The organism is Pseudomonadota bacterium (assembly GCA_039028935.1).
GTDB lineage: Bacteria > Pseudomonadota > Gammaproteobacteria > Steroidobacterales > SZUA-146 > SZUA-146.
This window is the reverse complement of sequence record JBCCHD010000055.1, coordinates 1-19,118: the sequence shown is the minus strand read 5'-3', so window position 1 is coordinate 19,118 and position 19,118 is coordinate 1. Positions and strand designations below refer to the sequence as shown.

Genomic DNA, 19,118 nt, shown 5'->3' with positions numbered 1-19,118 from the left:
TGCGACACGATCACGTAGCCCCGAAACCTTCAGACGATCATAGGTATGTTCCAACGCAAGCTGCATATGTTTATTGATCGAATAGCGCACGTTGGGCTCAATGCGCAAATTCTCACCCAGCCGCGAATTGGAAAAATCAATGCGATCACCCACCGTGACAAAGCTCTCAAAAAGCAGCCCGCGACGGGGTGACAGCTCGATGTCGAAATAATAGAACTCTTCGTCAAATAAAATATTGTCAAACAAGCGATCACGAATAACAAAACCAAGCCTCGCTTCGCTTTGCAGTGGGCCTTCAATCTCAAAACGACCTTCGACCTCCCGCTCAAGCACCCGGCCGTCACTGTCGTGCGTAATATCCCAATCGCCGCCTATTTCAATCTGACTCCACCAGGCATCCTCGCTGTAAAAAACCCGGCCGCCACCTACTACCCATTGCTCTTTATTCACCTGCGTGATGAAGCCTAAATCGGCACGAAAATTCTCATCGTAGTTACTATAGTTGGTGTATTGAAACCAGTCGCGGCTGTTGTAGTTGTAACGCACGCGCACCATATCGCCACTTTGCTCTGGTACTAGACCAAAATCGCTTTGAAGCAAGTCAGAATTGTCCGTGTCAGTGGTTAAGAATTGAGCACGAATCCGGTGTCGATCATCCCAGCGAAAAAATCCATCGACGCCCGCCACCACATTCGAGTAATCGCCTGCGCCGCGATAAGTGGCTACGGCTCCGACATTGATATCCGGCGTAAAATCGTAGCGATAGCGCGCAGCAAACACATCAGACTCTTGATCGATCGAAGCAAAGCGCGAACCGAACGTGCCGGGAATAATGATATTGGTGATGGCATCCCGTGCGGCAAACGTACCGATGGTATGGCCGCCACTGCGGCCGGTAACCTTGAGCCCCACATCCGGATCCGTCACGTTTCGGGTATAGACCACGCGTTCATCGGTGGCGAAATAATTGGAACCTTCCTGGAAAAAAGGGCGTCTCTCCTCGAAAAAGAGGGCAAACGTCTGATTCACCGCAAGCTGCGCATTGTCGGTTTCAACCTGCGAAAAATCGGGATTGATCGTCGCATCAAGCGTGAACTCAGGCGTAATACCCCAGCGCACGTTCATACCAGGCTCATAGTCAGTACCGTTAGACTCTAATCCACCATTGCGCCTCGATTCGCTGGCCGCGACTGTGACAATCGGATTGAGCTCAAGTTGATTGCCAAGCGTCGCGTCCTTGAACCCTTTCAATTTGGCCATACGGCACAGCGTGCAATTGCGATTTCGATCATCAATCACATTGCGATAAATGCGGCGTTGATCGCGCGGATGCAGTCGCAACACTTCAAAACCCCAGATCTTTTCTTCGTTACCATCGACAAAGCGAAGATTGCTCAGCGGAATGGCCATTTCCACGGTATAACCGGCATCATCGATCTTACCCGCCGACGACCAGATCGCATCCCACGAGTCGTCTTCGTTACCGGTGGTTTCATCAAACAACAAATCCATTTGCGCGCCGTAGGGATTAACGAAAAATTCGTAGGCGCGTTGCTCGGCATTAAACGTATCGATTTGTATGCCGACAAAGTCATCGTCATAGGCCGCATCGCGATCACGTAAATAGGCACGTAGCTTCTCAATTTCTGTGTCTTCTGCCCGGATTCCGACATACAGCGTATTGCCATCTTCATAGAGATAGGCCTGCGTGGCCTGGGGTGCCGGCGTATTTTCGTTCGGCTCGGTCTCATACAGCAGATCCACCCTAAGTGCTTGCTGCCACTGCGCCTCGTCGAGCACACCGTCGATGATGGCCGGTGTTTTAATGGACGGCAGATCAAGAGGCTCGTTATCTTGCGCCTGCACGGGCTCGATGACGAACATGGTTACGATAACAAGGAGTACGAACCGCACAAATGGCCTCCGCTGCCGTCAACAACTCGTTAGTACACGCTCGGCTGGTCGCGGCCTGAGTAACCTAGCCCGGCTTGATACGACACTGAGCCTGTGCAACGAATGCTAGTTAGAATGTGAGTAGTGTAACTGGGGGTCAACTCGCGTACCGCTTACGCGCAACTCGAAGTGCAGATGCGGCCCAGTCGATCCGATTGACGAATTCCCTACTATAGCGATTTTATCACCGGCGTTCACCCATTCACCTTGCTGTACTTGGTTTGATCGATTATTGGCATATCGCGATTCAACGCCGGCGCCGTGATCGATAACCACGTAATGACCATACTTTTCATTATAGGCGGCACGCGTGATGCGTCCGCTGGCCACGGCGACAATCTCACTCCCAAGCGGCATCGGGAAATCAATGCCTCGATGGACTTTATTCTGTTTATCGGCGCGCCGCCCCTTTTCGCCAAAGGCCATACTGATTTTGTTGAAGGCAACGGGCCAACGGTCAAAGGTAAACACCCCGCTGTGAGATGACGGCGCGCGGTCGAGCGTCGCCTCCCCATCCTGCGCGGTACCCGTCACCGAGCCGGATGGCATCGCGTGCTCCAGCAGATTAAGAACATCTGCATTTCCTGTTTGCTTGGCCAGCATCACTACTTGTGTTGTGACCTTTGCACCGGCATTGATGAGCAAGCGCACCATTTCAGGCACCTGCCGCTGGACGGCAATGATCAGCGGCCCACTGCTTAACGATGGATTGGCATCGAGTAATGTTTTCAGCAGCGTTACGCTACCTTGCTGAGTTGCCATGACCACCGCACCGTCAGACACCTCGGCTTGCGCCCGAAGCAACGCTTTAACGATGCGCGTGTCGCGCTGCTGAATGGCAAGCACGAGCGCGCCCTCTCCAATCGACGCGCCCTGATCTAGAAGCCCCACAACCGAGCCGACATCGCGTTGCTGTACAGCCAACATAAGTGCCTCGTCGGGTGATAGAAGGCCCGACGAGCTCAGAGTGAGCGGGTCACTCTTGTGCGGACGGAGAGCTTCGTCGCTGCTTTGTGTTATCGCCGCCGCGAGTGACGGCGGTTCAGCCGGCGCAGAGGGCGGGACAATCGCCGCCGCCGGTGACGACAAACCAAGTGGAGTCGGCGCGGGCGCTGGTAATGACTCAGGCGCAGCGGCGGGAGAAGGTGGCGCGGTGGGTGCCGAGGTTTCTGCGGGCGGCGACAGCTGCCGCGCGTCAGGCCACACCACGGCACTCGCCCCAACGGTAATCGCCAGGACCGTCGTGGTCGCGGCCAGTGTTTTCCACGAGCTATGCAACTGATGGTCTGATGACGTATTCAGCAAATGTCGAATACGTCGATTCAACTGACTCGGCGAGCGAACGCAACCGACCGCCAGTACGCGCGGTTCGGTATAGACCGCTTCGGCGACGTCTAGCAAATTAGTCGCATAGCTTGATTTTTTACCATCGTGTGCCAATACCCAGTCGTCGCACGCGGATTCTCGCTCGACTTCCATCTGGCGCGCAACGTACCAAACAGCTGGATACACCCAAAAGAGCACACACACCAATCGCTGCAGGCAGTGGATGAGCGGATCTTTGCGAGCAATATGACCAAGCTCGTGTGTCAGCGTTTGATCAAACACATCGATATCCAGCGATTCACGCCAATGCATAGGTATTGCCACCCAAAGATGGCGAACACCAACTGTCATCGGCGCACTGATGCCGGCGTGATACCGAAGGGGTACGGGGGCTATATCGAGGCGCTGGCACAGCCGCATAAAGCGATGCTGCAAGCAGTCGCCAACCGCATCACTTTGACGTTTGAGTGTATGGGTCGCACGATAGTCCCCGACCAATCGCCAAACCAGCATCGCGATTCCAAACAACCACACGACCAACACCAGCCCTAACACCCAGCGGAGAATGGTGCGGTCGGTATCAACCCAACGCGTCGTCGGTGTCGATAGGGTCACTTCGGTCTGACTATCTAGAAACACATCACGTCGTTCCGTGCGGGGTGACACGTGAGTTGACTCAGAGGAAACGCCCGCGTCGCGCGATACCTCTGACGTCGATACGCGCTCAAGCACGCTGACGAATGATGGTGCAGGCTTAGGCGCGAACACTAACAGCGGCATCAACGCAATACTGACTAACGCAATGAGCCAGATATTGTGCCGCGTTGTGGCGTTCGCCCGTTTCAGCTGACGGACAAGCACCGCGACCACGCTTACCACCATAAACGCGGCCATCCAGTGCAGCAAAAGCGTATGCGCTGCGAACTCTGTCCAATTCATGATCATCGGATTAGTCATTGCGCTTATCCTCTTCGAGCAGTTGGCGTAATCGATCGATTTCCATTGAGTCCACGTTTTCATCCTGAATCAGGTTCTGAACCAGGGCCTGAGGAGAACCGTCGAAGAAACGACGCATCAGCTGTCGAAGTGCTGTTGTGCGCGCCGTTTTGCGATCCACTAACGGGGCGTACACAAACGCTCTGCCCTCTTTGTGATGATCGAGATAGCCCTTATTCTCCAAAATGCCCATCATGGTCTGGACGGTGTTGTACGCAACGGGCTCCCTCTCACTCAGTCTGTCAACCACATCGCGCACCGATGCGGACTGCAGCTCCCACAGCACCTCCATTATGCGAAGCTCACCCTCAGTAAGGGTTTTCGATGACTTCCTGGCCATAGTGTTCTCGCTTTATTCCTAATTAATTAGGAGATGGTGCCGCAACCGCCCGCTCGTGTCAACTAATTCTTTAGGAGTTCGGCCTCAAAAAAAACCCGCTCCACGAGCGGGTTTTCTTGACTGCTTTTTACGTCACGAGGGCGACTATCCTCCCGACGAATCGGGGATGTTTTGCAGGATTTCGTCCTGCTCGCGCTCCACCTGATCCGGCAGCGTCTGTCGCATGGTCTCTTCACGTTTTTTCTCGTTGGCCACAAACGCCAGCCATTGCTGAACCTGCTTATCGCTCCCACCGGCGTCGCGCGCTTTGATAAACGCTGACTCGGCGTCATTGAGCCGCTTGCGGTTAAGATGAGCCATGCCCATCATGACATAGGCTTTGTCTCGTCGTTTCACACCACCTTTGTTGAGTCCTTTGTTGATGGACTCGATGGCGTCATCCCACAAGTCGAGGTTTAGCTGAGACTGTGCCAGTCGCACATACAACTCACCCTCACTCGAAATCGCCGCTGCGCGCTCCAGAGGAGGAATAGACTTTTGGTCTTCCCGCGCTTGGTACCACGATTGAGAAAGCAACCGAAGATTACGCTCGGTGGAATCCACCGCATTAGAGCCCATCGCTTCCTCTAGCACCTCAGCGGCACGGTAAGGAATGTCGTGCATCAGGTACAGATTCGCGAGGTTCACGGCGTGCTGTGACCCTTGGATGATACCGGCTTCATACAGCACTTCGGTGATCACCAGCTGTTTCTTGGTATCGCCAAGCTCGCTGTACGCCCCCGCCAGAGTCAACATGTAGCTGTCTTTGGGATAGTAACGCAACAGCTCGTTGAGCGTGTTGACCATACCGCGGTAGTCCTGAAGCTCGTAGTAACACACTCGCAGCAAAAGCAGCCAGTTTTCCTTGGGCGTCTTGCCTTGGGAACGATACAGATCAATGCCTTCTTTGATCGGTCCGAGCGCTTCTTGGAAGCGATCAGCTTGGAAGTAGGCCTGACCGAGCAACATCAACACGTCGGCGGACGGCGCGTCGATGATCGAAATCAATTCCTGCACGCGGCGCAATGCCATGTCGTAGTTTGCAACCGTGAAATACAGCTGAGCAGTGGTTTTCAGTGAGCTTTGACGCAGAGCCGGTGGAATCTCCTCGCGGAGCACTTTCTCATACGCATTAATCGCGCCTTGATAGTCCTCCTGAAGATATTCGTTATAGGCCGTGAGGTTAAAGATCTGCGCTCTCTCGTAACTTTCGAGATTCTTCCACGTCAGCATCTCATTGAGGCCCTGAGCGGCCGCAGCATGCTGCTTTCCCTCGACCATCAACTGTATTTCCTGCAGCTTCTTGCCCACCTTGGGACTCAGTGCCACGGTTTGCTTGGTTGCCTCGGGCTCCTGCGCCATGACCGGTGCGGTTGCCAGGGCAAACCAAGCCACCGCCGCCAGCGGAATGAACAAGGTTTGTCGAACAAATCGTTTCATCATAAGTAAGTCCTGGTTGTCAGACCGTTATTGGTCTTCAAGTTTGTAGGTGAATTTATTACGTACCCCAGGTACTTCACGAGCCTCGCCGTCTACAACGCGAGGTTTATACTTAAATTTCAGCGCAGCCTGACGAGAGGCGCGATGAAACAAACTGCTGGTGCATTGATCCTGCACCACCACCGGATCGCGTACCGTGCCCTGCTTGGTCACGGTGTACGCCACAACGCAGTACCCCTCGATGCCGCGAGTGACGGCTCGTTGTGGGTAGATCGGTGCCACCTTAACAATCGGGAGGTAATCGCCTTCACCAATGTTGCCAATCGAAAACCCGCCAGACAGTTCGATTTCGGTTTCAGCCGGCACCGATGAGATGCCGATTTTTTCCGCCGACGCATTCAGCTTGTCGAGTTTCGGAGGCGTGGGCTCTGGTGGCGGCTTCTCAGGTGGTGGCGGACGCTTCGGTTTAATCTTGCGCCGCTCGGTGGTTTCGCTGCGTTTGACTCGAACGAACTCAACCTGCCGACTGGGGTCGCCCTCAGTGACAGTTTGATCAACAATCTTGATCAAAAAGTTCATCGTCCAGAGCAGCCCGAGGGTAATGGCCAGCGCCAGCAACGCACCGAGTAAGACGCGTTTCAGACTGCTGCTTTGCCCTTCTTGAATTACTTGAGACAATGTCATTATGGTTTCTCCGCCGACACCGCGATGTCTTTGATGTTGGCCTCTCGCGCCGCGTCCATCACCTCAATCAAAATCTCGGTTTTGGATTCACGATCAGCTTGAATCACGACCGACCCTTTTGGGTTGTCGGCAAACAAGCGCTCGATCGTCGGGCGCACATCGCGAATGTCTTTCTTTTTGCGATCGATCCAAATTGAATTATCGGGACCAATCGCGATCAGGATGCTGGCTTTTTGTTTCACCTCGGCGGTATTCGCGCCGGGTCGCTCAACCTTTAACCCTGGTTCTTTAATAAAGGTTGCCGTCACGATGAAGAAGATCAGCAGGATAAACACCACGTCAAGCATGGGTGTGATATCAATGCTGGATTCTTCCTCAACGGGGCCTTGGCTTGATCCTCGTCGCATTCATATCTCCTTAGTGATCTAGAGTAATGTGATCGGCCAATAGTTCCCGTTCGCGATTCGCGCGATTCAGGAAATAGGCGCTTAGCGCCACGCCCGAGAGCGCGGCCACCATGCCCGCCATGGTCGGAACCGTGGCAAACGACACACCGGCTGCCATGTTACGAACGTTGCCCGAACCCGATACGGCCATGGTCTCGAACACCTTGATCATACCGGTCACCGTGCCGAGCAGACCCAGAAGTGGACATAACGCCACAGCCGTTTGGATCATCGGCACATTGCGATCGAGCTCTTGACCCGCCACCGATACCAGGCGCTCCCGGATCTGGTGTGCGTGCCAGGACTTGCGATCGGTACGTGAGTTCCAATAATCGATCGAACTCTTCACAATTTTCGGGTACTTCACCGAATAAAAGAAGAAGCGTTCGAAGATGAGGGTCCACATGAACACCAGGACCCCCGCAATCAGGAACAGCACGTTTCCGCCGAGTTCGAAAAAGTCTCGAACCGATGCCAGCGCAGGGATGTAATAAAACAGTGCGTCCATTACGTCTCCGATTAGCCGGTGGCTTCAGCGCGTTCAGCAACCATGCCCGACGCCTGCTCGTTGAGCACTTGGCTCACACGCTTAGCACGCGAAGACACAATGGTGTGCAAGAAGACCATCGGGATGGCGACGGTAAGACCCAGCACGGTGGTGACCAACGCGGTCGAGATACCACCCGCCATCAGTTTCGGATCGCCGGTACCGTGCAGCGTAATCTGCTGGAAGGTCTGGATCATACCGGTCACTGTACCGAGCAGACCCATAAGCGGCGCCACAACAGCGATGATCTTGAGAATCGGAATCAGCTTGTTAAGCTTCGGCGTTTCTTTAATGATCGCCTCGCTGAGTTTGAGCTCGAGCGTTTCAACATCGGCCGATGGGTTGTCGTGGTACACCTTAAGCACGCGACCCAGCGGGTTGTTGCCCGGCTTGTCCAGGTTCTTGGCCTGACGACTCACTGCGCCCGACACACCCATGAGCACGATCAGGCGCCAGATGGCGAGCAACACACCGATCGCACCGATGGTGACGATGATGTAACCCACTTCTTTACCCTGGTGGAACTTCTCGGCGAGTGTCGGTGAACGCACGAGATTCGATAGCAGCGTGCCGCGCGATGGATCGAGCGGGAACGGCTCGAGACCGGACGTTGAGGTTTCGACCGCACCGACTTTGCTCAGGTAGCGACCGGCGGGTTGACGCGACAGAACCTGCAGCTTTTTGGCGTCTTCGTTGTAGTACAAAAACTGGCCGTCGGAGACCGCATTGAACACGCCAACACGCGTCACTTCTGCTGGCGCGAGGCTCCCGTCGGTGTCGATTAATTCGGTGGTGAACTTGGTCACTTTACCGGTTTCGACCATTTCGCGATAAATCTCAAACCACAGTTGCTCGATGTCCTGCACCGAAGCGAGGCGGTTGGTCTGACCCACTTTCTGAGCAAGCTCGGTCATGAAAACCGAACGCTCTGGAAACTGAGCCTGAGTCATCGAGATGTCAAAGTTGGCGCGGGCGTCACCGGCCACCTGCTGAATGACACCGAACAGTTCTTTGAGGTCGCCGAGGCGATCCTGCACGGCCTGCTCAAGCTCAATGATCTCTCCGTCGTTTGTCTCAAACAGACGATCCAGTGCTTTGGAGCGATTTTCTTCGGCCAGTTTGTCGTTCTTGGCCTGCTGAAGAAGATTCGCTTGCTGGGCACGCTCAGCGCGGAATCGCTCAATACGTTGGCGGTTGATGTCAGAATCGCGTGTGCGGCCTTGCTGGACCTGACGCAGAAGCTGATCAACATCGATGGCAGTAGCCGCCTGTACGACAGGCGCGTGGTAGCCGATAAACCCGGTGGCAACGGCAACAGCTGTAATTAGTAGTTTTTTCATTGTTCGATTACTCCGCAGAAGCTGAGGCTGGGCCAATGGGCACAATCAGAAGATCAGGCACGGCGTCTTTGCGAGCGATCTTCAGGCCGTTACGCACGGCGATCTGATACGTCGAATTTGGAATCTCAACGAAGCCGCCGGCTTCTTTGTCCCAAGCACCGGTTTGGCTACCATCGGCGTTCTGGTACAGCAGCGCCACACGGCCGATACGTAAGAAGTCCACGTTGGTGTCCGTACCCGGCAGGGCACCATTGTACGTTTCAATGGTACGACCGTATTCCGTTTCGATGTCATACGCTTCCATCACAGTGCGGAATTTCTCCGCAACCGTCACGTCCGCCCGCTCCATGACACCACGTAGGCGAGCCAGACGTTCAGCACGCTCATCGGTCAGAAACGGCATATCAATTTTCACAAAGTCTTCAAGACCATCGATCATGCGCACCATAAGCGGCACGATCTGTCGTTCGATGTCGTCGATCTTGACCAACGAGTCGCGAAGGATGTCCTTCTCTTTCTCCTGGTTGTCGACCTGCTTTTGAAGCAGTTCATTGAACACCTTGAGTCCGTCCACCACTTTCGTCGTGTTCTTATACTCATTCAGCATCTCAATGGCTGCGTCGGCCGCTTGCTCAACTTGGCGTTGAGACCGAGCTCCAGCATCGGCACGTGATTCCCCCTGCGCCAGCAACTGAGCCACCGTGGCGCCAAACGCGGCGGTCGGTGTCAATATTAGTGCGGCAACAAGAAGCCGCGAAATCACTTTCATCGTTCTCATACTTATGCTCTCTCTGAACTTGAGTTTGGATTGAATTCTTTTGACCCGATTTTGCGTCAGTCCCTGACAACGCGCTTACCCCAGTACCCTAAGCGCTGATCGGAGGATGGGTTATCCTAAATCCTGTGAATAAATTATCAACTCTGAAAAATTTATGCACCCCCAATACGAAATGCGCTTGTCTGGGCAAGCGGGCGAGGGCCGTTGATCGTATCGCCGCAGCCATTAGAATAGTGCGGCGCAGCATGGGGTTTCGGATCGTCGGCATCAATCTACGAAAACACTGCTATTTTGCGGCATGCGCCGTTCCACGCCCCGCTAAGACCGCGCTAAGCGCTGGCCATTCACACCGCATGAAAGCGGTTTAAGTGATTGAATTTGCCTATGTCGCCTGAACGAAAACCCGTGACGCTCGCCAATGACAAACGGCACGCCCTGCGCAAATATCCTGCGCAGACGTCGACGCCCGCGCAGGATTGTCCGCGTTTTGAGCGTCAAGCCGCTTTATCAACGTGATACAGATTGACGTCGCGTTGTGGGAAGGGAATCGACAGGCCGTTTTCATCGCACGCGTTTTTGATCGCCTCGGTGAGCTCATCCCACACCGTCCAGTAATCTTCGGTTTTGACCCACGGGCGCACAATGATATTGATACTTGAATCACTCAACTGCCGCACACCGATGACAACATCAGGCGAGTTGAGCACCTTTGGGTGCTCGCTGACCACGCGATGGAACAACTGCTGGGCTTTGCCAAGATCATCGCTATAACTTACGCCAAACGTCAGATCGACTCGGCGCGTCGAATTAGTCGAGTAATTGGTAATGATATTGGCGGTGATCTCACCATTTGGCACGATCAGGCGTTTGTTATCGGGCGTGTTGAGGATGGTCGCGAAAACGCTCGTCTCAACCACCGAGCCACCAACACCGGCGACCTCGACATAGTCCCCGACTTTAAAGGGGCGATTCAGAATGAGCATAACGCCGGAGGCGAGATTACCCAGCGAGTCTTTTAACGCCAATCCAATCGCTAAACCCGCTGCAGCGAAAATCGCCGCAAGCGATGTGGTGTTGATCCCTAGCTTGCTTAAGGCGGCAATCATCACAAACGCCATCGCAAGCATATAGATGATGTTCCGCAAAAAACGCACGAGCGTCTCATCGACTGACGCTTTGCGCAGACCGCGTGCGAACAATGCCGTTGCCGATTTGGCAACAATGTACCCGACGATAAGGATGACGAGCGCAACCGCCACTTTGGGTGTCCATTGCACGGCAAGCTCAACGAAACGATCGACCCATTCACGCAAGCTGGCTATGGTTTGTGACTGATCCATAAGAACTCCTGACGCCAAACACAGTGTGCGCTGGCTTTTTGATTTGAATGACAGTAAAACGACGACTGCACAGAGCAAGAGCCTGACCTCGATGAACGAGCTACCCCCCACTCCCCTGCGCGTCGCGGGTGTACCAGAACATTTTAACCTGCCCTGGCGCCAACGTGCCTGGCTACGCGCTACACAACCTTGGCGTTATGCGCCCATCGATTACCGCGAGGCCGCCGAAGGCACGGGGGCGATGACCCGTGCATTGGCGAACAACGAAGTGGATGTCGCTGTCCTGTTGACCGAGGGTGCGGCACTGGACATTGCCCGGGGCGGCCCATACCGCGTCATTAAGGTGTATGTGAACACGCCGCTCGAGTGGGGCATTCACGTTGCCGCTAACGGGCCGTTGTTGGATGTTGCGGCCATACGCGGTCATCGCTATGCCATCAGCCGTCGAGGGTCCGGATCACATGTGATGGCCGCCGTCCATGCCGCCAGTCAAGACTGGCCGACAACCGAACTCAACTTTGTTCAGGTCGACACACTGGAGGGCGCACGCCGCGCTTTGCCGGGCGGCGACGCCGACGTCTTTTTTTGGGAAAAGACCATGACCCATCCGTATGTCGAGGCCGGTGAATTTCGACGCGTTGGCAACTTCCATAGCCCATGGCCGTCGTTTGTGGTGTGCGCGACGAACCGGTGTATTGCCGAGCGTCGTGAGGAACTGGTGCAACTGATGAAAGAGATCAATACGCTGTGTGCCCAATTACAGAACAATACCGACGCGGCCACACTCATTTCAAACGCTTATGGTATTTCGGTACAGGCTGCCGACACGTGGCTCGACCAGACGAGCTGGAACACCGACTTGTCGCTGCCCCTGCCCACATTTCAAGTGGTTGTCGACGAATTATCCTCGATCTGGCCGGAACTGGCCGAATGTCGTGCCGAGTCGCTCTGTCATCCTCTTTGAGCCGGCGCAATGGCCATCAACGTTCTGATTACGTTGGATACGCCTCAAAGTTCGGCAAATCGCCGGCGCCACAATCCCAGCTGGCCCTCGAGTCGTTAAAAATGTGGGCTTGCGGCGATTCAACGGGCTCGTGATCCAACGAACCCGCTGGAATCACGACCAAATTGAGCGCCGGGAGAATGCGGGGCAGTTTGCTTCCACACGTCTGACAAAAGCAGGTGGAAAAACGTATCGCGTCCGGCAATTTGTAGAAGGTGACGTGATCCGCACCCCGAGTGAACTGCGCTGATTCGACATCCGGGAGCAGTAAATTGGACGCGTGAGCGGCGCCGGTGACCTTGCGGCAGCGCCGACAATGACAGTGATAGAACCGATCAGCTTTACCGATGATGGTATAGGCCACAGTCCCACACAAGCAGGATCCGCTGTATTCATGCATACCGCTCCCCCTTCATTGACGGCCATCATTGCACCACAGAACGGCGGCACTCTGCGTAGTCGACACCGGCTCGATGAGCCTGTTTGGGTTAGTCGTCCGCGTAGGCCGACAGCGGCGGGCACGAACACATTAGATTTCGATCACCGTACACATTGTCAACACGCGCCACAGGTGCCCAGTACTTGGCTTCGCGTAAGGAGTCGAGTGGATACACCGCCTCGGTGCGGCTGTACGCATGCGGCCACTCATCGGCGCAGGCCTTTGCCGCGGTATGCGGCGCGTTGACCAGTGGATTGTCGTCCGCAGGCCACTCACGCGATGCGACTCGATCGATCTCCCCGCGAATACAAATCATTGCGTCGATAAAGCGGTCAAGTTCGGCCAATGACTCACTCTCGGTCGGCTCGATCATGAGCGTACCCGCCACCGGAAACGACATGGTGGGTGCATGGAACCCAAAATCAATCAATCGTTTTGCCACGTCCTCGGAGGACACGCCCGTTTCTTTTTCGACCCCTCGCATGTCGATAATGCATTCGTGCGCCACCAAGCCCTGACGATCCGTGAAATGAAGTTTGTAGTAGTCCTTGAGTCGATGGGCAATGTAGTTGGCCGCCACCGTCGCCGCCTGACTAGCCGCTCGCAGCTCTGGTCCGCCCATCATACGAATGTACATCCATGATATCGGCAAGATACTGGCACTACCCCAAGGCGCAGCCGCTACCACGCGATCGCTGCTGTCGAATTCACGGTGCCCGGGCAGGAACGGCGCGAGGTGTTCGGCAACAGCCACCGGACCCACGCCCGGGCCGCCACCGCCGTGCGGAATGCAGAAGGTTTTGTGCAAATTAAGGTGTGAGACATCGCCACCAAATTGCCCCGGCTTAGCCAGTCCAACCATCGCGTTGAGATTAGCGCCGTCCACATAGACTTGCCCCCCAGCCTCATGCACCACCGCACACACATCACGCACTTGCTCTTCAAAAATACCGTACGTGGACGGGTAGGTAATCATGATGGCGGCCAGTTCATCCTTGTGAAACTCAGCTTTGCCGCGTAAATCGTCCAAATCGATATAGCCATCGTCGGTACAGCTCACGAGCACCACTTTCATGCCACACATATGGGCCGACGCCGGATTGGTACCGTGCGCCGATGCGGGAATGAGGCACACATCGCGATGGACGTCACCGCGACTTTCGTGATACGCGCGAATCGCAAGCAAACCGGCAAACTCTCCCTGTGAGCCGGCGTTGGGCTGCAGCGACACCGCCGCGTAGCCCGTGATCGCACATAACCAACCCTCCAGTTGTTCAATCATGTCGCGATACCCCCGTGCTTGATCGGCGGGCGCAAAGGGATGCATGTGCGCAAACGCCGGCCAAGATACCGGCATCATCTCGGATGTCGCATTGAGTTTCATAGTGCAAGAGCCGAGCGGAATCATCGAGCGATCCAGCGCAATGTCTTTGTCCGAGAGAACACGCAGATAACGCAGCATGTCGGTTTCTGAGCGATACTGATAAAACACCGGATGACGCAATGGTTCGTCATCTCTTCGCAGCGCATCGGGCAATCCGCTTTTGGCATCATCCACCAGCGTGGTAGCCGACCCTGTGATGACCTCCACCAGCATCGCCACATCACTCGCTGTGCACGTTTGGTCGAGCGACACACCGATGTGGTGCTCGTCGATACGACGCAAATTAATCTGCTGGGCTAAAGCGCGCTCATGCACCGCCGCCGTATTGGCATCGGTCTTTACCGTTAAGGTGTCAAACCACGTGTCGTTACGCAATTCCAACCCTTGCGCAACCAAAGTGGCCGCAAGTTGATCGGTGAGAAACTGCACACGCGAAGCTATGCGCTTAAGTCCACTTGGACCGTGGTACACCCCGTACATACCGGCCATTACTGCCAACAGCACTTGCGCCGTGCAGATGTTGGAGGTGGCCTTCTCGCGCCGAATGTGTTGCTCGCGCGTTTGCATCGCTAGGCGATAGGCACGGTTACCGTGGGCATCGATACTCACACCCACGATGCGGCCGGGTAGCGAACGCCGCAGTTTGTCGCGTGTGGCCATAAACGCAGCATGTGGACCGCCAAATCCAAGCGGCACTCCAAAGCGCTGAGTACTGCCCACCACCACATCCGCTCCCATACTGCCGGGAGTGCGAGCGATTGCCAGCGCAAGCAGATCGGTCGTGACAGCAACCAGGCCCTTATAATTGTGTACGTGTTCAATGAGCGCATCGAGCGTGCTGATCTGGCCGTCCGCACCAGGACTGGCGAACAGCGCGCCAAAAAACTGCCCATCCCGCACGGCCTCCCGCTCGCCAACCACTAAATCGATGCCCATCGCCTGAGCACGAGTGTTGAGTACGTCCAGCGTCTGCGGCATGCAGTTGGCATCGGCAAAGAAGCGATTGCTTTTGACCCTCGAGGTGCGCCGCAGAAGCCCCATCGCTTCAGCGCTGGCAGTCGCCTCGTCGAGCATCGACGCGTTGGCGATATCCATGCCGGTCAGCTCACAGACCATCGTTTGAAAATTCAGTAGCGCTTCGAGTCGGCCTTGTGAAATCTCAGGCTGGTACGGGGTGTACGCGGTGTACCAGGCTGGGTTTTCGAGAATATTGCGCTGAATAACGGGCGGTACGTGCGTGCCGTAATACCCCTGGCCAATGAAGGAGCGGAACACCTTATTCTGCGCGGCAATTAGCTCGAGCTCGGCCAGCGCTTCCTCTTCCGAGCACGCTTCGGGCAGCGCCCTCAAATCATCGTCCCGTATGGTGTTGGGCACAAGCGCCTCAGTGAAGGCCTCGATATTGTCGAATCCCATGAGCTGCAGCATAGGCGTAAGCTGATCCGACGCGGGACCGATATGGCGCCGTGCAAAGCTACTGCGGTCGCTGTCGGTCGGAGTTGCCGTGGTGGAAGGAGGGGTAGTCGTGATGGATTCTGAGGATTTATTCAGCATGGTCGTGTTCAGTTACGATAACTTCGTAAAGTGTACTACGAATCCCTGTCGATCTGGCATGATCGGTGATGGTAAAACGCAGCGGAAACCCAACCATATGAGTTCCAAAGACAAAGCTAAACGCCCTTACTCGAGCCAGATAGTCGACGGCCTTGAACAGGCGCCCAGCCGCGCGATGCTGCGTGCGGTGGGCTTCACCGAAGACGATTTTGACCGGAGCCAGATTGGTATCGCCTCCACCTGGAGCATGGTGACACCCTGCAATATGCACATCGACGACCTCGCCACGCGCGCGGCGGACGGTGCCAACACCGCGGGTGGAAAAGCGGTTGAATTCAACACCATTACGGTGTCCGACGGTATCTCGATGGGCACGCGCGGCATGCGCTACTCACTGGTTTCGCGTGAAGTGATCGCCGACAGTATCGAAACGGTGGTGGGCGCTGAGGGCTTCGATGGTTTCGTCGCCATCGGCGGGTGCGATAAAAATATGCCCGCCTGCGTGATGGCCATGATGCGCCTTAATCGCCCGGCTATATTCGTGTATGGCGGCACGATCTTACCGGGTAAAAAGGGCCGAGACATTGTCTCGGTGTTTGAAGCCGTGGGCTCACGCGCCGCCGGCACCATCACCGATGAGGAAGTACTCGAAGTAGAGCGAACGGCAATTCCGGGCCCCGGTTCGTGTGGCGGCATGTATACCGCGAATACCATGGCGTCGGCCATCGAAGCGATGGGGCTGAGTCTGCCCAACAGCTCCGCACAAAATGCCGTATCCGACGACAAACGTGACGACAGTCGACGCGCCGGTGAGCAAGTGGTTGAACTCGTTAAACGCGATCTTAAGCCGCTCGATATCGTCACCAAAAAAGCGCTGGAGAACGCGCTCGCGGTATCGATCGCGCTCGGGGGATCGACCAACGTCGTGCTCCACCTTCTGGCTATTGCCCAAGAAGCCAATATTGACTTTACGCTCGATGATTTTGTGCGCGTTGGCGAACGAGTACCGATGTTAGCCGACCTGCGCCCAAGCGGTCGCCACGCCATGTCTGACCTGGTGGCGATTGGCGGCATTCGTCCGCTCATGCGCACGCTGCTTGACGCCGATTTGCTGCATGGCGATTGTCTCACTGTTACTGGCCGCACGCTCGCCGAAGATCTGGCCAGTGCACAACCGTACCCGTCTGAGCAAACCATCATTAGACCCCTCGACCAACCCGTTAAGCCCACCAGCCATCTGGTGGTTCTACGCGGCAATCTCTGCCCCGAGGGTGCCGTCGCCAAGATTACAGGCAAAGAAGGCACACGCTTCACAGGCGTTGCGCGCTGCTACAACTCTGAAGAAGAAGCGTTACAGGCCATACTCAACGGCGCGATCACCGGCGGCGAAGTGGTCGTTATTCGCTATGAGGGGCCACGCGGTGGGCCGGGCATGCGCGAAATGTTGAGCCCGACGAGCGCGATTATGGGACGTGGCTTGGGAGACAAAGTGGCGCTCATAACCGATGGTCGTTTTTCCGGCGGCAGTCACGGCTTCGTAGTCGGGCATGTCACACCCGAAGCCGCAAGCGGTGGACCGATCGCGCTCATCGACGATGACGACTCCATCACCATTGATGCAGAGGCACGCACCATCACGCTTAACATCGATGACGCCGAATGGGCAACACGACAGGCCAATTGGCAAGCGCCTCAGCGGAAACACAGTGGGCTGCTTGCGAAATACGCTCGCGCGGTCAGTTCAGCGTCACTGGGCGCAGTAACCATACCGCTCGACGACTAGCCGTTTGGCGGTATGAATTCGCGCGCGCCCGGCAACGCATAGCGCATCCGATACGACGAACGGCCTCAGGGCGACGTTTGGACGTCCAGGCCATCAACGCAAGGTGCGTGGTGTGTCGACCACATCTACCCCTCGAACCGCTTTTTCAAACCCTGCCAACAGGCCGCATAACCGCGTTGCAAAGTCGGCGAGTTCATCGCAAAGTCGGTGGGCTCGATGAGATAACGCGATTCGAACATGAACGCCATCGTCTCATCGAGTTTGGTCGGCACTAAGTCCGCCGCGCTGGCGTTGTCAAACGTATCAGCATCAGGCCCATGCGGCGACATGCAATTGTGCAAGCTGGCGCCACCGGGCACAAAGCCACCACCGGTTTTCGCGTCGTAATCACCATAGATCAAGCCCATGTACTCCGACATAACGTTGCGGTGATACCAAGGGGGTCGAAACGTGTGCTCCATGACCAACCAGCGCGGCGGAAACACGACGAAGTCAACATTGGCTACGCCAGCATCACTGCTTTGCGAGGTAAGCACAGTAAAGATCGACGGATCGGGATGATCGAAACTGATCGAGCCGATGGTATTGAACCGTCGCAAATCGTATTTGTAAGGCGCGGTGTTACCGTGCCACGCAACGACATCTAATGGGGAATGCGGCAGCGGCGCACGAAAAAGATGGCCACCCAATTTGGCGATCAGCTCAAAGTCGCCGTCTTTGTCCTCGAAACACGCGACGGGATAGAGAAAATCTCGTTCGTTAGCAAGACCATCCGAACCGATTGGGCCGCGTTCGGGCAAACTCATAATCTCGCCATAATTCTCGAGCACATACCCACGTGCATCACCCCCCTGCAGATCAACCGCAAACTTGATGCCACGCGGAATCACGACAATATCACCCGGCTCCACCTCGAGTACGCCACATTCGGTGCGGACCGTCAGCGCACCCAGCTGCGGCACGATCAGCAGTTCGCCGTCAGCCGAATAGAAGTAGCGTCCGTCCATTGATCGATTGGCCGCGTACTGATGAATCCCCACACCCACTTGCGCCCGAACATCGCCATTGACCGCCACAGTCACAAGGCCATCGATAAAATCAGTCGGATCGTTTGGTAATGGCAGCGGATCCCAGCGCAACTGATTCGGCGTAGTGGGCTGCGACGCCGTAGCCGGACCACTTAATAAACGGTGTTGGTTAATGGGTTCGAATTCGCCCTGGACCGCTGAGGGTCGGATACGATAGAACCATGAGCGGGCGTTTTTGTCGCGCGGCGCGGTGAAGGCTGTGCTGCTAAATTTTTCGGCATACAAACCACGCGCCACACGCTGGGGCGAATTCTGCCCTACCGGCAGCACGTCATCGAGCGCGGAAGTGCTGTGATGATTTCCGAAACCACTTAAGTACTCACGCGGGCTGTTCATGTGCCATGTGCCCGCACAACTTGATCAATCGCGCCGAAGACGCTATTGCCATCCGGGTCGAACATTTCAATACGCACGCGATCACCAAACTGCATAAATGGGGTTTTGGGGCCACCGGTCTCGATGGTTTCGAGCATACGCTTCTCAGCAATACAGCTCGACCCAAGCGAACGATCGTAGTTAGAGATTGTGCCCGAACCGATAATTGCCCCGGCGCCGAGTCGACCGGCGTACATGTACGCATAGAGTATATGGTAGGAAAACCAGTGCTTTTTCTTGCCATAGCAAATTGCCGATTAAAC

15 protein-coding genes and 1 pseudogene are annotated in these 19,118 nt (G+C 55.7%); 2 read left to right on the top strand and 14 right to left on the bottom strand.

All coding sequences use genetic code 11. The features are described from left to right. The 10 genes from AAF465_16210 to AAF465_16165 form a co-directional block, all read right to left on the bottom strand. On the bottom strand, positions 1–1,914 hold a 1,914-nt coding region (locus AAF465_16210), incomplete at its 3' end, for a DUF5916 domain-containing protein (GenBank protein MEM7084274.1). A 105-nt stretch (positions 1,915–2,019) separates the two neighbouring features. Then, the gene (locus AAF465_16205; protein MEM7084273.1) at positions 2,020–4,236 is read right to left on the bottom strand and encodes a M56 family metallopeptidase; all 2,217 of its coding nucleotides are present in this window, start codon (positions 4,234–4,236) and stop codon (positions 2,020–2,022) included. Then, positions 4,229–4,615: a BlaI/MecI/CopY family transcriptional regulator gene (locus AAF465_16200; GenBank protein MEM7084272.1), complete on the bottom strand. Its 387-nt coding sequence runs from the start codon at positions 4,613–4,615 to the stop codon at positions 4,229–4,231. Before AAF465_16200 ends, AAF465_16205 begins: the two co-directional genes overlap by 8 nt. A 144-nt stretch (positions 4,616–4,759) precedes the next feature. Next, positions 4,760–6,097: a tetratricopeptide repeat protein gene (locus tag AAF465_16195; GenBank protein MEM7084271.1), complete on the bottom strand. Its 1,338-nt coding sequence runs from the start codon at positions 6,095–6,097 to the stop codon at positions 4,760–4,762. Positions 6,098–6,121: 24 nt separating this feature from the next. Next, complete coding sequence (locus tag AAF465_16190) at positions 6,122–6,778, bottom strand: energy transducer TonB (protein ID MEM7084270.1); 657 nt, start codon at positions 6,776–6,778, stop codon at positions 6,122–6,124. Beyond that, positions 6,778–7,185 (bottom strand): biopolymer transporter ExbD, encoded by a 408-nt coding sequence (locus AAF465_16185; GenBank protein ID MEM7084269.1) that lies wholly within the window; start codon positions 7,183–7,185, stop codon positions 6,778–6,780. Before AAF465_16185 ends, AAF465_16190 begins: the two co-directional genes overlap by 1 nt. A gap of 10 nt (positions 7,186–7,195) precedes the next feature. Beyond that, positions 7,196–7,732, bottom strand: a complete 537-nt coding sequence (locus AAF465_16180; protein MEM7084268.1) for a MotA/TolQ/ExbB proton channel family protein — start codon at positions 7,730–7,732, stop codon at positions 7,196–7,198. Positions 7,733–7,743: 11 nt separating this feature from the next. Further along, positions 7,744–9,111: a MotA/TolQ/ExbB proton channel family protein gene (locus AAF465_16175; protein MEM7084267.1), complete on the bottom strand. Its 1,368-nt coding sequence runs from the start codon at positions 9,109–9,111 to the stop codon at positions 7,744–7,746. Positions 9,112–9,118: 7 nt separating this feature from the next. Continuing rightward, entirely contained in the window at positions 9,119–9,889 is a 771-nt protein-coding gene (locus tag AAF465_16170; GenBank protein ID MEM7084266.1) for a DUF3450 domain-containing protein, read from the bottom strand. Between the two features lie 494 nt (positions 9,890–10,383). Further along, positions 10,384–11,229: a mechanosensitive ion channel domain-containing protein gene (locus tag AAF465_16165; protein ID MEM7084265.1), complete on the bottom strand. Its 846-nt coding sequence runs from the start codon at positions 11,227–11,229 to the stop codon at positions 10,384–10,386. A gap of 91 nt (positions 11,230–11,320) precedes the next feature. Here AAF465_16165 and AAF465_16160 point away from each other — a divergent pair, with 91 nt between their 5' ends. Further along, positions 11,321–12,193 (top strand): ABC transporter substrate-binding protein, encoded by an 873-nt coding sequence (locus AAF465_16160; protein ID MEM7084264.1) that lies wholly within the window; start codon positions 11,321–11,323, stop codon positions 12,191–12,193. A gap of 28 nt (positions 12,194–12,221) precedes the next feature. Here the strand turns inward: AAF465_16160 and AAF465_16155 are convergent, their stop codons facing one another. Both AAF465_16155 and gcvP read right to left on the bottom strand, forming a co-directional pair. Continuing rightward, entirely contained in the window at positions 12,222–12,632 is a 411-nt protein-coding gene (locus tag AAF465_16155) for a GFA family protein (GenBank protein ID MEM7084263.1), read from the bottom strand. 88 nt (positions 12,633–12,720) lie between these two features. Continuing rightward, positions 12,721–15,609: an aminomethyl-transferring glycine dehydrogenase gene (gcvP, locus tag AAF465_16150; protein ID MEM7084262.1), complete on the bottom strand. Its 2,889-nt coding sequence runs from the start codon at positions 15,607–15,609 to the stop codon at positions 12,721–12,723. 97 nt (positions 15,610–15,706) lie between these two features. On the opposite strand from gcvP, the gene ilvD reads away from it, so the two are divergent. Continuing rightward, entirely contained in the window at positions 15,707–17,392 is a 1,686-nt protein-coding gene (gene ilvD / locus AAF465_16145) for a dihydroxy-acid dehydratase (protein MEM7084261.1), read from the top strand. Positions 17,393–17,517: 125 nt separating this feature from the next. Here ilvD and hmgA read toward each other — a convergent pair whose 3' ends face one another. Both hmgA and AAF465_16135 read right to left on the bottom strand, forming a co-directional pair. Next, positions 17,518–18,816 carry a homogentisate 1,2-dioxygenase gene (gene hmgA / locus AAF465_16140; GenBank protein ID MEM7084260.1) on the bottom strand — a complete coding sequence of 433 codons (1,299 nt, stop codon included), beginning with the start codon at positions 18,814–18,816 and terminating at the stop codon, positions 17,518–17,520. Next, a pseudogene (locus tag AAF465_16135) lies at positions 18,813–19,044 on the bottom strand (2-keto-4-pentenoate hydratase). The gene hmgA and the pseudogene AAF465_16135 overlap by 4 nt, the downstream one beginning before the upstream one ends. Between the last annotated feature and the right edge of the window lie 74 nt (positions 19,045–19,118).